Origin of the sequence: Shinella zoogloeoides, from assembly GCF_003574625.1 — a bacterium.
GTDB classification, from domain to species: domain Bacteria; phylum Pseudomonadota; class Alphaproteobacteria; order Rhizobiales; family Rhizobiaceae; genus Shinella; species Shinella zoogloeoides_A.
Genome location: NZ_QNUJ01000006.1, coordinates 308806 through 320022 on the forward strand (window position 1 = coordinate 308806; position 11217 = coordinate 320022).

Consider the following 11217-nt stretch of genomic DNA (forward strand, 5'->3'; position numbering starts at 1 on the left):
GGAGAAGGGAAGGATGCCTGGGTTTCCTCAAACAAACACGGTCATGTGACTGGAAAAGGGTGCCGCATATCCCTTCGCCCCGCTTGCGGGGAGAAGGTGGCGGCAGCCGGGTGAGGGGCAATCGCCCCCGCCAAACTCACCATCCACCGCAGCTCTGCAATTGCCGTGCATAGTTGCCGGCCATGGTCGACGCCCGCTTGGCGCCGGCCTTCGCCGTCGCGCTCCAGTTGCCGCGCTGGTAGCCGGTATGGCCGTGGTAATAGGCGATGTAGAGCCGGTACGTGTCGTTGAGCGCGATGCCGTTCCGGCGGTTGCTCTCCGTATGATACCAGCCGATGAAGCGGATGGCGTCGCGGAAATCGGTGCGGCTCGCGGACCAGCGGCCCGTCTCGCGCTTGTAGCGCGCCCAGGTGCCGTCGAGCGCCTGCGAGAAGCCGAGCGCCGTCGACTGGCGCTTCCAGGGAATGAAGCCGAAGAGCTTGGTGCGCGGCGGGCGGGCGTTGTGCCGGAAACCGGACTCCGCATAGACCGTCGCCATCAGCACGGGGACGGGCACGCCATATTCGCGCTCTACACTATAGGCGGCTTTCCGCCAGTTATCGAAGTAGCCGTCGCGCTGCTCGAAGATGGCGCAGGCATTCTGCGTCTGTCTGGGGACGGACGCACATCCGGCGAGCAGCAGGAGGACGACGATCAATACGCAACGCATCGTGGATCCTCAAAATTTCCGGGTGTTTATAAATGGTAAATCTTAACAATCCGTTTTGATTCAATTGCAGTGCATCCTTATGCCGGGTGCGCCAAAACCGCCCGGCAAAGGTGCAATTGCATTATTTTGTTGCGCTTTTTGCCCTGCCGGCCTAATCAATCCACAGCACGCCGGGCCTTCGCGCACGATTGTTCCGGAGCGTGAAAGTACCCCGTCCTGCTATCGGACACGGCCTGCGCCGTCCGGGCGCAGAATGGCTTGCGACCGGGCCCCTTGGCGGCCCCAGTTGAGGAGAGAACCATGAAGAAGCAGATTTTCGCCGGAGCCTTCCTTGCGGCCTCCGTCGCCTTTGCGCCGCTCGCCCATGCCGATATCGTCATCGGCCTCATCGCCCCGCTCACCGGCCCCGTCGCCGCCTATGGCGACCAGGTGAAGAACGGCGCGGAAGCGGCCGTCGACCAGATCAACAAGAACGGCGGCATCCTCGGCGAAAAGGTCGTGCTGAAGCTGACGGACGATGCTGGCGAGCCCAAGCAGGGCGTTTCGGCCGCCAACCAGATCGTCGGCGAAGGCATTCATTTCGTCGTCGGCCCGGTCACCTCCGGCGTTGCCATCCCGGCTTCCGACGTACTGGCCGAGAACGGCATCCTGATGGTCACCCCGACCGCGACCGCGCCGGACCTCACCGCGCGTGGCCTCACCAACGTGCTGCGCACCTGCGGCCGTGACGACCAGCAGGCCGAAGTCGCCGCCGCCTATGTGCTGGCCAAGATGAAGGACAAGAAGGTCGCCATCGTCCACGACAAGGGCGCCTACGGCAAGGGCCTGGCAGACGCCTTCAAGGCGGCGCTCAACAAGGGCGGCGTCAACGAGGTGCTCTACGATTCCATCACGCCCGGCGACAAGGACTTCAGCGCGCTGGTCACGCGCCTCAAGTCCGAGGGCGTCGAAGTCATCTACTTCGGCGGCTACCATCCGGAAGGCGGCCTGCTCGCCCGCCAGCTGAAGGACATGTCGGTCAGCGCCACGATCATCGGCGGCGAAGGCCTCTCCAACAGCGAATACTGGGCGATCGGCAACGACGCTTCGGCCGGCACGCTCTTCACCAACGCGTCCGACGCGCTGAAGAGCCCCGACTCGCAGGCGGCCGTCGCTGTTCTCAAGGAAAAGGGCGTCCCGCCGGAAGCCTTCACGCTCAATGCCTATGCCGCCGTCGAGGTTCTGAAGGCCGGCATCGAGAAGGCCGGCAGCGCGGAAGACCCGGTTGCCGTCGCCACCGCCCTGAAGTCCGGCGAAGCCATCCCGACCGCCATCGGCAAGCTGACCTACGGCGAGACCGGCGACCTCACCTCGCAGAGCTTCTCGCTCTTCAAGTGGGAAGACGGCAAGATCGTCGACGCCGAATAAGGCTGTCGTCATTCGAATGCGGACGCCGGGGCTTTGCCCCGGCGTTTTCGTTTGTGGGGAGGGCTGCCCCTCATCCCGCTGCCGCGACCTTCTCCCCGCAAGCGGGGAAGGGGAATTCCGGGCCGGTTTCCTGCAAATCGGACCGATGGGGAAAGAAGGCAACGGTCCTACATGTCCCTTCTCCCCGCTTGCGGGGAGAAGGTGCCGGCAGGCGGATGAGGGGCCGTCCCTTACCGCCCCGCCCGGAACTTCTCCTTCAGCCGCGCGATGTCCGCCGCGCTCCAGTCCGTCACGTCCGTCACCGCGATCCACGGGTCGATATAGTGCTCGCCCGCATAGACATGCCCGAGCCCCATGGGTGTCGTCGTCGCCATCGCCATGTCGAGCGTCAGTTGCAGGAAGGTGACGACGGGGTACCACTGGAAGTCCGGCGAGACGTCCGGTCCGCGCGGCACGGCCATCCAGGCGGGTTGCCGGTAGAAGGAATAGGGATCGTAGAAGACGATCGGATCGCTGGCATATTGCAGATAGACGATGCGCATCGGCCCCCAGTGGTCGCCCGCCTCGGGCAGGGCGTTGCGCTGGCTGGTGAAGCGCACATAGGAGCCGTCGCGGAAGCGCGGCAGCCAGGCGGGCGTGCCCGGATTGCGCTCGGCCGTCATCTTGCGCCAGATGCGGCTGGGGAAGGGCGGCCCGGCCCAGAGCGCGCCCTGGTAGGGATCGCCGATCACCTCGAAGAGTTCCGCCGACTGCTCGGAGGAGAGGGCGCCGAGGCTGAGGCCGTAGAGGTAGAGCTTCGGCCGGTGCGCCTTCGGCAGGGCGGTCCAGTGCCCGTAGACGGCGCGGAAGAGGGCGCGCGCCGCCTCCGCCCCGTAATCGGGCTCGGCCAGCAGCGAGAGCCAGCTTGCGAGATAGGAATACTGGATGGCGACGCTCGCGATATCGCCGTGATGCAGGTATTCGACCGTGTCGATGCCCTCGGGATCGACCCAGCCGGTGCCCGTCGGCATGACGATGAGAAGGGTCGAACGCTCGAAGCCGCCGACGCGGATCAGCTCGTCGAGCGCGATCTTCGCCCGCGCCTCCGCCGTTTCGGCGGCGTTCAGCCCGGCATAGACCCGCAGCGGCTCCATGGCCGGCTTGCCGGTGAAGGCGGCGATGTCGGCGGATGACGGCCCGCTCGCCACGAAAGCGCGGCCCATGCGGCCGAGCTCGTCCCAGCGCACCAGCGAGGCGGCGCTGCCCGACTTCATGGCATCGGTCGGCTCCGCCGTGTCCGGCTCGATCACCTGGTCGAGATGCCGGAAGGAAGAATCGGCCGTGTGCAGCACGAAGCGTAGGAGAAGCCCGTCCGCCAGCGTCCAGAACAGCGTCGCGGCGAGCGCCGTGCCGATGACATAGGAAAGGCGGCGCGGGGCCGCGCGGCGCGATGTCCGGGCGAAGAGCCGGACCAGGAACGCGAAGAGCCGCCCGAGGCCGAACACCACGAGGAAGACGAGGAGCGCGATGAGGCCGACATAGAAGGGATGGGCGGTCTCGATCGGCGGCAGGTTCATCAGCGTGCGGATGGAGTTCTGCCACTCCGCCGTGCGCCAGAGGAAGACGAGCACGACGATGCCGGAAAGACTGCCCGCCATAATCATGATCCACCGCCGCAGGCGGTCCTTCGGCTCCGGCAGTTCCAGCCAGAACCACAGCGCGGAAAAGAGCGCGCCGAGCCCATAGCCGCAGGCCATGGCGATGCCCGAAAGCATGCCCTGGGTGAGGTAGGTGCGCGGCAGGAGACTCGGCGTCAGCGAGGCGGCGAAGAAAAGCGTGCCCAGCACGAGGCCGGTGGCGGAGAGGGAAAGGACGACCCGCCAGAACCAATCCCGCACGACAATCTCCCTTCCGCTTCAACGCCTTCGGGGTGTAAACCTCGCATGGCGGCCGAAGCGGCGCAAGCTGCCGCTGGCCGCCGGTGAAATAACCTCCCCCCTTGTCGGATCGCGGAACTGACACACGTCCTTGTCATGTCCCAACAAGGAGGAAGCGGACATGGCCTATGTTGACGGGTTTCTGCTGGCGGTGCCGAAGGCCAATCTGGAGGCCTACAAGGCGATGGCGCGCACGGCGGGCGCGGTGTGGAAGGAATACGGCGCGATAGACTATGTGGAATGTATCGGGGACGACGTTCCCTATGGCGAGCTCACCTCGTTTCCCCGCGCCGTGCTGGCGAGCGACGACGAGGTCGTGATCTTTTCCTGGATCACCTATGAATCGCGCGCGCGCCGCGACGAGGTCCTCGCCAAGGTCATGGCCGATGCCCGCCTGCAAGGCGACGACTGGAAGGACGTCTTCGACGGCAAGCGGATGATCTATGGCGGTTTCGAGGCCTTCGTCGAGTTGTGAGCGGCGGGCGGTTGCGCTATCACGCGGGCTACCGGAAGAAAGGACTTGCCATGAAGGACCTCTATTACGCGATCGTCGGCACCACGACCGACACCAATGCCGGCCTCGTGCGCTTCATGGGCGTCATCCTCGCCTTCATCGTGATCGCCGGCACGGTGTTCTGGGCGATCGGCTGAGGCGGGCGGCGCCGTGGCGCAGACCGTCATCTCGGTTTCGACCCGCGGGCAGGGGCTCTACGAGTTCACCCGCGAGGTCGAGGCCTTCGTGCGCAAGGCAGGCGTGGAAACGGGCCTGCTGACCGTCTTCGTCCGCCATACGTCCTGCTCGCTGCTCATCCAGGAAAATGCCGACCCGGATGTACGGCGCGACCTCGATCAATTCTTCCGCCGCCTCGTGCCGCCTTCCGACGATCCCGCCATGGGCTGGATCGTGCATACGCTGGAAGGGCCGGACGACATGCCGGCCCACATCAAGGCGGCGCTGACGCAGGTTTCGATCGGCATTCCGGTCATGGCCGGCCGGCCGGCGCTCGGCACCTGGCAGGGCCTCTATCTCTTCGAGCATCGCGACCGGCCGCACCGGCGGGAGATCGTGCTGCATCTCGGCTCTTGACGGAACCCGTTCGCGCGATGGAACGTTTCCCTGCCGCTGGAAAGAGGAGACATCCATGGCTGACAGGGAAAGCATCAGGGATACGGTCGTCGAGGCGTTGAATGCCCGCGATTTCGCCGCGATCGCCGGCAGGGTCGACGAGGACGTCGCCATTTCCGGCATCGGCGAAGGCAGCGACAATGGCCGCGAGGCGTTGCGGGAGCGGCTTGCCCGGCATTTCGAAGCCTTCGACGAAAGTTATGGCGATGCGCTGGCGATGAGCGACGCCTCCGGCAACACGATCGCCATCCGCCTGACGGCCCGCGGCAAGGCCGCCGGCGGGGCTGCCTATTCGAAGGAAAAGATCCTGCTTCTGGAATTGGAGGAGGGGCTCATCACGCGCTTTGCGCTCTTTTCCACCGCGGAAAGTTGAACGCAGGCTGAACGACGAATTCGGTCTGCGTTCAGATCAGCCGCCATATGGTTTCCCCAATCGCCGGACAGAACAATCCGGTCGGAACGAACAGGAGATCCTTCCATGACGACCATTCTCAAAAAGACGCTTCTTGCCGCGGTCCTTGGGCTCGGCGCGCTGACCGCCTCCGTTCCGGCCGCCTCCGCTGCGGGCCTGAGCGTCACGGTCGAGCCGGCCGGCTACCGCAACGGCTTCCTGCAGGTCCAGGACTATGACGGCGGCTGGGATCGCGAGGACTATCGCCGTGATCGCGGCGATCGCTGGGATCGCGACCGCCGCCCTGACCGCCGCCATGGCGACTGGGGTCGCCGCGGCCGTTGCTCGCCGGAGCTGGCGATTGCCAAGGCTCGCGATTTCGGCCTGCGCCGTGCCCGCATCGTCGACATGTCGCCGCGCCGCGTCGTGGTCGAAGGCTTCCGCCGCGGCGACTATCGCCGCATCATCTTCGCGAACGAGCGTGGCTGCCCGGCCATGTAACGCCAAGGGGCAGGCGGGCGACCGCCCGCAGGCTCGCGACGGAAACCGTCCATCTCGTCACCCCCGGCCGATGGACGGCTACCCTCCCGGTTCCGCCGGGAGGGTTTTTGCGTTGGCGTGCCGTGCCGGGGCCAAGGCTTGCCGCTGCAAATGAAAAAGGGCCGGTTTCCCGGCCCTTTCGCTTGTCTGCGTGCCGCCCGGCTTACTTGCCGAGCGCGAAGGTCACGTTGACCACGACGGAATAGCTGTTCTCGCCGGTCGCCATCGGCACGGAGCCGGCATAGTCCTTGGCGACGGCGCGCATCATCGGCATGGGCTCGGCGCGGTAGCTCGTTTCCGAGATTTCCAGCACGCGGCCAAGATCGACGCCGGCGGCGGCCGTCAATTCCTTCGCCTTGGCGATGGCGTTTTCGACGGCCTTCTTGCGCGCGGCGCTGACGGCGGTGTCGGGCTTGTCGTTGGTGAAGCGGATGCCGCCGCCCTGGTTGGCGCCGAGCGTCACCGCCTTGTCGAGGATCTCGCCGAGCTTGGAAAGGTCGCGCACGCGCAGGGTCAGCGTGTTGGTGACCTGGAAGCCGGTCAGGACCGGCGGCGGGTTCTCGCCCGTGGAGCTCTGCGTGTACTGGTATTGCGGGTTGATCGCAAAGCCGGAGGTCTGCAGGTCGCGCTCCTCGATGCCGGCTTCCTTCAGCGCGGCGAGGATTTCGGCCATGGCCTTGTTGTTGGCGTCGAGCGCCTCGCGGGCGGTCTTGGCATCCTTGACGACGCCGAGGTCGATCAGCGCCATGTCGGGAGCCATTTCGGACGAACCCTCGCCAGTGACGACGATGGTCGATTCGCGCGGTTTCGCGGCTTCCTCGGCCCGTGCGGCGGCCGGAACGGCAGCGGCCAGAGCGAGCGAGAGGGCGACGAGGCTGGCGCCGGTGCGGCGGCCCAAGCTTCCGTGGAACATGTTGGAATGTCTCCTGATGGTTGTGTCCCTTGCCGCGTTCTTCGCCCGTGATTGTGTGGAGAATACGGCAGCGCTTGTGAGAATGGCCGATTTCGTCTAGACGCTTTCCCACCGTCGGCTGCCATTGACCGACGGCCCCGGCCATCCGGCCGGAACGGGCCTGTAGCTCAATGGTTAGAGCCGGCGGCTCATAACCGCTTGGTTGGGGGTTCGAGTCCCTCCGGGCCCACCATTTCTACTTTTTTTCCTATATTTTTCAATATGTTGCTGGCGGTTTTGGCTAACTCTGAAATCGGGTTAGCCAATTTCTGTTTTTCGTTCGTTCTCATGCTGCACCATGTTTCTTGGTCATTGCGATCTGAGCGAGCCGCTTTTTGTTGACGGCGGCGCAATAGGTTTCGATCTCCTTTATGTTCGTGTGTCCGGTGATGGACATGATTTCCAGCGCGGTGCAGCCTGCTTCGGCAAGGGTGCGGCAAGCCGCCTTGCGGACGCCGTGGGGCGAACGATGCGAGGGAAGACCAGCTTCCCGGCCTGCTTCGATAAGCCAGTTGGTGAAAGCCTTCTCGGAACGCGCCGCCCCATAAGCCGTGGTGATGAATGTCAGGTGCTTCTTCTCCGCGCCGTCCAGCACCTTGCGGAAATCGTCATGGATAGGAATGTTCAGTTCCACCATGTCGCCGCTCTTCTTGGTGGTGATGACGATGTAATCACCCTGAATGTGCTGCCGTCCCAGCTTTACGGCGTCGGAGCGCCGAAGACCGGTATAGAGCAGGATTTCAAAAGCAAGCCGCTGGGGCGTGCCGTCCTCCCAATGGGCGCGGAAGGCGGCAATGTCGTCATCCGTCCACGTCTCGTAACCCTTGGCCTTGTGCTTCACGCGCTCGGCGTTCAGCATCGGATTGTCGGTGATGTATTCCCACTTCACGGCAAGGGCCATGAGCTTTACAAGGCGCTTGCGGAGCTTCTGGGCCTGCGCCGTGGACTTGGCGGCGATCCCGCCAAGGATGGCGTCCACATGCTTCGCCTTGAGCGCGGCAACGGGCTTCGTGCCATGCTCCTTACGGAATTGTTCGATCTGGTTCCGGTAGGTCGATTGCGTGGACTTCTCCAACTGTGTGAAGGACGACGACTTGTAATAGGCGGCAATGAGCGCGTCGAAGGTGCCTGCCTTGGTCTTCGATGCTCCCGCCTCTATGACCGGCTTCGCGCCGCCCTCCATGGCCTTGTGATAGGCTATGAAGAACGCTTCGGAGAACAACGGCCCCGGCAAGGGCATCTGTGGCTTCCCCGGCCTGCGCAGATAGGTGCGCCATGTGCCGGTGCGGTCCTGATAGTGCCGAACATACTTCGGGAGCTTGTGCCGGATCATTTCAGCACCGCGTCAAAGGGGTTCGGTTCGGAGCCGGTGAAGGTGCCGGGTTCAACGGCGGTGATCGTGAAACCGCCGTCGCCGTTGACGGTGAAGCCCGTCACCTGTTTTCCCATGCCTTCCGCCAGCTTCGCCACCTGTTTCATCTTCGGAATGGTGAAGGCGGGCTTCTGGGGCGTCGGTTGCTGGAGCTTCTTAAAGAAGCTGAAGCCCCCTTTGCCGGGGGACTTCTGGAGCGGGAGCTTGTCAAGGGTGCTATCAGGCATTAGGCATTCCCCGCGACGTTGCGAAGACGCCCGCCGATCTCCACCAGAAGGTTCTCGTCAAGATAGCGGGCATGTTCGGGGCAAAGGACACAATCCCGCGCCATCTGGCGTGGATCGATTTCGAGAAAGTCCAATGCTGGCCTGCCCCGGTAGATGAGCATATTGCTCCAACTGTGCTTGTGCGGCTCGGCGGTGGTGGCCGTACAGCCCGCCCATGCGCAACCGCTGGGGAGGCTGGCAAACTCTTCAACGGACATGGTGCGCTGTTCAACGCGCATGACCTTGGCGGCGCGGCGACGTTCGTGACGATTGCTCATTTTCGATACTCCTTACTTGTTCGATGGCTGGGTCAGGTGGGAAACAAAGGCGTGTCGCCGGAGATACCGGACGGATTAGCAAGCTTTTCAAAGTTCGCGCCGTTCTCCTCGCCGTCGCGGATAGCGGACAGGAGGGCAACCAGTTCCTTATTCATGGAACGGAAGTTGCGGATCGAGCGATTTTCCAACCAGGCTTTGAGGTCTTCCGGCAATCTGATCTTGAATTCTTTGGTCTGCATGGGTCCGCTCTCCATCAAATATAGGACCCAATATAAACCCTAGCGGACCCAGCGCGAGAGTATGCCGGGTACTTTTTGGGTCCGTCCGTTCGTGATAGTTAATGACGACGCAAATCAGGAAACGAACGATGAAAAGAACAGACCCACAGTTTAAGCTGCGCCTCCCTACGGCCTTGAAAGAGAAGGTGGACAAGGCAGCGGACAATGGGAGCCGGACCACGAGCAATGAAATCATCCGGCGTCTGGAGTGGAGCTTCGCAGCGGAAGAGGCTGGCGCCAACACAACACCAGCGGCACGGCTCACGGTTCCAGTGCCGGATCACGACAAACGCCTGTCGTCCGTTGAGGCCGCCGTCCTCGGCATCATGGCCGAGCTTGAGAAGATCAATGAAACACTCGAAAAGGGCGACTAGCGAAATAGCGTCGCATCTGCTGATCGTTAAAATTCGATTAAATTTGCAATTAATTGCACAAGGTCAGTTATCCCACCACCAGCCCCGCGAAGGTCGGTCGCAAACTGAGTGAGCCGCCGGCCTTCGGATCAACTGAAATCATCCAAGGCGTTCCAGCGGTTGATGAATTTGCAGATAAGCTAGCCGCTACTCACTGTCTTCGGTGTCATTTTCACCGGTTATCGGCGGATCAAATTTGAATGATGTCTGGTCATCTTCGGGCGGAAGTTGCAGGTCTTCAATGCCCAAGACCTCGAATTTCGAGCCAGCCAGCTTCTTGATGTCCCCGTCGTCAGAATAGATAACCGTCGCGCCCTCGATAGCGGCTATAGCGACAATCTGGTCATCGAACTTGGCTTTCGCCTTTGACGCCGCTTCGGATTTCGTACCGCTCCGGCGGCGTTCAACCTGCATGGCGGCATATTCTACCGCCGCACGCTCATCGAAAGGCGAGATGCGGAAATGCTTGCTTCTCTTGATGATCGAGAGGCGTTCCGGCGCTCCATCCTGCGCCCTTACAAGGCTTTCGGCCAGCGAGGGCGTGGGGATGATGATCTTCGTCTTTTCCCGCTGGAGGGTCGCGAGCAGATACTCGACACGCTCACGGCAACGCTCCACCGGCAGGCCGGTGGTCTTACTGGTCGGCGCATTGGCATTTTCATCAAAGAGGTAGACCAGTATGTTGGCGTCGAAGGCAACAATCAATTCGCGTCTCCGCCACCGTGACGATCTTCAAGGAGTGCGCGAACAGGATCGGGAACCTCGTTCCAGGTGCTTCCTTTGATCTTTCGCAGGGAGGCAACCACATCTTCCAGCGGCTCGTCGCCCAGAACTTCAAAATCGGTGATCTTGAAGCTCTTCAAAACCCAACTGCCATCGGCTTCCCGATACCATGTCCCACTGCCGTAAACGCGCAAGGTCGGGCCGAGAAGATGCTGTGCGATCTTCCGAGCGATGTCGGCTGTAGCGTTGAGGCCGCTATGGATGACGGCACCATCGCGCAGGTGAACAGGGATAGTGTCATCCTTACCACCGACGCGGATGACCTGCCCCTCAAGGCTGCCTTCCTGCCGTATCGGGCCAAAGACCAGCGGCTCAGGCCGGGTACGACCGGGAAACGGCAGAATGACAGCACCATCGTTCCCGCTCAGCTCGCCGGTCGCATTATCCTTGCGGAGCATCTCATCGAGTTCGTCAAACGCCTTGAGGGCATCCTTGGGTGCGCTCCCTCGCTGAAGGCTCCGCACCCTGTCCTGCACCTTCGGCTGCGCCGGTTCATCCACAGCAGCGACAAGGATGGCGGAACCCGTCTTGACACCCTGAAAATGAACATTGGCGGTTTCACCGAGCAAACGGGCATACGCCGCCATGTACTCCGCAAGCCGGTCCATCGGCAGCGTTTCCGGCGTGTAGCTGTTTTCTATGTGAAACCTGTATTCGCTCATTCTAATCATGCCTCACGCTGGCCGGCGCAAAATCCGACCACCTTGCCAGACGACTACCATTGATCGCCCCTGAAACCAAACGGTACATTTTCATCGTGGCAGGAAATAGCAGCACTTCATGGTC

16 protein-coding genes and 1 tRNA gene are annotated in these 11217 nt (G+C 62.7%); 8 read left to right on the forward strand and 9 right to left on the reverse strand.

Annotated features, from left to right (window positions below; translation table 11 throughout):
* Positions 1 to 136: 136 nt before the first annotated feature.
* On the reverse strand, positions 137 to 709 hold the full coding sequence (locus DSD28_RS14295; protein ID WP_119257074.1) for a hypothetical protein: 573 nt from the start codon (positions 707 to 709) through the stop codon (positions 137 to 139).
* 300 nt (positions 710 to 1009) lie between these two features.
* Between DSD28_RS14295 and DSD28_RS14300 the strand changes: the two genes are divergently transcribed.
* Positions 1010 to 2116 (forward strand): ABC transporter substrate-binding protein, encoded by a 1107-nt coding sequence (locus DSD28_RS14300; RefSeq protein ID WP_119257075.1) that lies wholly within the window; start codon positions 1010 to 1012, stop codon positions 2114 to 2116.
* 230 nt (positions 2117 to 2346) lie between these two features.
* Here the strand turns inward: DSD28_RS14300 and DSD28_RS14305 are convergent, their stop codons facing one another.
* A complete protein-coding gene (locus DSD28_RS14305; protein WP_245424835.1) occupies positions 2347 to 3993 on the reverse strand; it encodes an alpha/beta hydrolase in 1647 nt (548 codons plus the stop codon).
* Positions 3994 to 4153: 160 nt separating this feature from the next.
* Here DSD28_RS14305 and DSD28_RS14310 point away from each other — a divergent pair, with 160 nt between their 5' ends.
* The 5 genes from DSD28_RS14310 to DSD28_RS14325 all read left to right on the forward strand — a co-directional run bounded on the left by DSD28_RS14310 (position 4154) and on the right by DSD28_RS14325 (position 6050).
* Positions 4154 to 4507: a DUF1428 domain-containing protein gene (locus DSD28_RS14310; RefSeq protein WP_119257077.1), complete on the forward strand. Its 354-nt coding sequence runs from the start codon at positions 4154 to 4156 to the stop codon at positions 4505 to 4507.
* Positions 4508 to 4557: 50 nt separating this feature from the next.
* On the forward strand, positions 4558 to 4683 hold the full coding sequence (locus DSD28_RS26390) for a hypothetical protein (RefSeq protein ID WP_281048102.1): 126 nt from the start codon (positions 4558 to 4560) through the stop codon (positions 4681 to 4683).
* A 13-nt stretch (positions 4684 to 4696) separates the two neighbouring features.
* Positions 4697 to 5119 (forward strand): secondary thiamine-phosphate synthase enzyme YjbQ, encoded by a 423-nt coding sequence (locus DSD28_RS14315; RefSeq protein WP_119257078.1) that lies wholly within the window; start codon positions 4697 to 4699, stop codon positions 5117 to 5119.
* A 55-nt stretch (positions 5120 to 5174) separates the two neighbouring features.
* The gene (locus DSD28_RS14320) at positions 5175 to 5531 is read left to right on the forward strand and encodes a nuclear transport factor 2 family protein (RefSeq protein WP_119257079.1); all 357 of its coding nucleotides are present in this window, start codon (positions 5175 to 5177) and stop codon (positions 5529 to 5531) included.
* A gap of 105 nt (positions 5532 to 5636) precedes the next feature.
* Positions 5637 to 6050 (forward strand): hypothetical protein, encoded by a 414-nt coding sequence (locus DSD28_RS14325; RefSeq protein WP_119257080.1) that lies wholly within the window; start codon positions 5637 to 5639, stop codon positions 6048 to 6050.
* A 202-nt stretch (positions 6051 to 6252) separates the two neighbouring features.
* On the opposite strand, the gene DSD28_RS14330 is transcribed toward DSD28_RS14325, so the two are convergent.
* Complete coding sequence (locus DSD28_RS14330; protein ID WP_119257081.1) at positions 6253 to 7002, reverse strand: SIMPL domain-containing protein; 750 nt, start codon at positions 7000 to 7002, stop codon at positions 6253 to 6255.
* 156 nt (positions 7003 to 7158) lie between these two features.
* On the opposite strand from DSD28_RS14330, the gene DSD28_RS14335 reads away from it, so the two are divergent.
* Positions 7159 to 7234, forward strand: a tRNA-Ile gene (locus tag DSD28_RS14335).
* Between the two features lie 93 nt (positions 7235 to 7327).
* Here the strand turns inward: DSD28_RS14335 and DSD28_RS14340 are convergent.
* The 4 genes from DSD28_RS14340 to DSD28_RS14355 all read right to left on the reverse strand — a co-directional run bounded on the left by DSD28_RS14340 (position 7328) and on the right by DSD28_RS14355 (position 9196).
* Positions 7328 to 8281, reverse strand: a complete 954-nt coding sequence (locus DSD28_RS14340; RefSeq protein WP_162911401.1) for a tyrosine-type recombinase/integrase — start codon at positions 8279 to 8281, stop codon at positions 7328 to 7330.
* Positions 8282 to 8370: 89 nt separating this feature from the next.
* The gene (locus DSD28_RS14345) at positions 8371 to 8640 is read right to left on the reverse strand and encodes a hypothetical protein (RefSeq protein WP_119257083.1); all 270 of its coding nucleotides are present in this window, start codon (positions 8638 to 8640) and stop codon (positions 8371 to 8373) included.
* On the reverse strand, positions 8640 to 8957 hold the full coding sequence (locus DSD28_RS14350) for a hypothetical protein (RefSeq protein ID WP_119257084.1): 318 nt from the start codon (positions 8955 to 8957) through the stop codon (positions 8640 to 8642). The genes DSD28_RS14345 and DSD28_RS14350 overlap by 1 nt, the downstream gene beginning before the upstream one ends.
* A 32-nt stretch (positions 8958 to 8989) precedes the next feature.
* On the reverse strand, positions 8990 to 9196 hold the full coding sequence (locus DSD28_RS14355) for an Arc family DNA-binding protein (protein ID WP_119257085.1): 207 nt from the start codon (positions 9194 to 9196) through the stop codon (positions 8990 to 8992).
* A gap of 128 nt (positions 9197 to 9324) precedes the next feature.
* Here DSD28_RS14355 and DSD28_RS14360 point away from each other — a divergent pair, with 128 nt between their 5' ends.
* Positions 9325 to 9609 (forward strand): Arc family DNA-binding protein, encoded by a 285-nt coding sequence (locus tag DSD28_RS14360; protein WP_162911402.1) that lies wholly within the window; start codon positions 9325 to 9327, stop codon positions 9607 to 9609.
* Positions 9610 to 9795: 186 nt separating this feature from the next.
* Here the strand turns inward: DSD28_RS14360 and DSD28_RS14365 are convergent, their stop codons facing one another.
* Together DSD28_RS14365 and DSD28_RS14370 are read right to left on the reverse strand one after the other, a co-directional pair.
* Positions 9796 to 10353, reverse strand: coding sequence for a type II toxin-antitoxin system VapC family toxin (locus tag DSD28_RS14365; protein WP_119257087.1), 558 nt, complete (start codon positions 10351 to 10353; stop codon positions 9796 to 9798).
* A complete protein-coding gene (locus tag DSD28_RS14370; protein ID WP_245424836.1) occupies positions 10350 to 11093 on the reverse strand; it encodes a hypothetical protein in 744 nt (247 codons plus the stop codon). Before DSD28_RS14370 ends, DSD28_RS14365 begins: the two co-directional genes overlap by 4 nt.
* Positions 11094 to 11217 lie beyond the last annotated feature (124 nt).

What these genes read in the sequence shown, in the direction of transcription:
- DSD28_RS14295 (WP_119257074.1), bottom strand. Translation starts at nt 709, where the DNA reads ATGCGTTGCGTATTGATCGTCGTCCTCCTGCTGCTCGCCGGATGTGCG.
- DSD28_RS14300 (WP_119257075.1), top strand. Translation starts at nt 1,010, where the DNA reads ATGAAGAAGCAGATTTTCGCCGGAGCCTTCCTTGCGGCCTCCGTCGCC.
- DSD28_RS14310 (WP_119257077.1), top strand. Translation starts at nt 4,154, where the DNA reads ATGGCCTATGTTGACGGGTTTCTGCTGGCGGTGCCGAAGGCCAATCTG.
- DSD28_RS26390 (WP_281048102.1), top strand. Translation starts at nt 4,558, where the DNA reads ATGAAGGACCTCTATTACGCGATCGTCGGCACCACGACCGACACCAAT.
- DSD28_RS14320 (WP_119257079.1), top strand. Translation starts at nt 5,175, where the DNA reads ATGGCTGACAGGGAAAGCATCAGGGATACGGTCGTCGAGGCGTTGAAT.
- DSD28_RS14325 (WP_119257080.1), top strand. Translation starts at nt 5,637, where the DNA reads ATGACGACCATTCTCAAAAAGACGCTTCTTGCCGCGGTCCTTGGGCTC.
- DSD28_RS14330 (WP_119257081.1), bottom strand. Translation starts at nt 7,002, where the DNA reads ATGTTCCACGGAAGCTTGGGCCGCCGCACCGGCGCCAGCCTCGTCGCC.
- DSD28_RS14340 (WP_162911401.1), bottom strand. Translation starts at nt 8,281, where the DNA reads ATGCCCTTGCCGGGGCCGTTGTTCTCCGAAGCGTTCTTCATAGCCTAT.
- DSD28_RS14345 (WP_119257083.1), bottom strand. Translation starts at nt 8,640, where the DNA reads ATGCCTGATAGCACCCTTGACAAGCTCCCGCTCCAGAAGTCCCCCGGC.
- DSD28_RS14350 (WP_119257084.1), bottom strand. Translation starts at nt 8,957, where the DNA reads ATGAGCAATCGTCACGAACGTCGCCGCGCCGCCAAGGTCATGCGCGTT.
- DSD28_RS14355 (WP_119257085.1), bottom strand. Translation starts at nt 9,196, where the DNA reads ATGCAGACCAAAGAATTCAAGATCAGATTGCCGGAAGACCTCAAAGCC.
- DSD28_RS14360 (WP_162911402.1), top strand. Translation starts at nt 9,325, where the DNA reads ATGAAAAGAACAGACCCACAGTTTAAGCTGCGCCTCCCTACGGCCTTG.
- DSD28_RS14370 (WP_245424836.1), bottom strand. Translation starts at nt 11,093, where the DNA reads ATGAGCGAATACAGGTTTCACATAGAAAACAGCTACACGCCGGAAACG.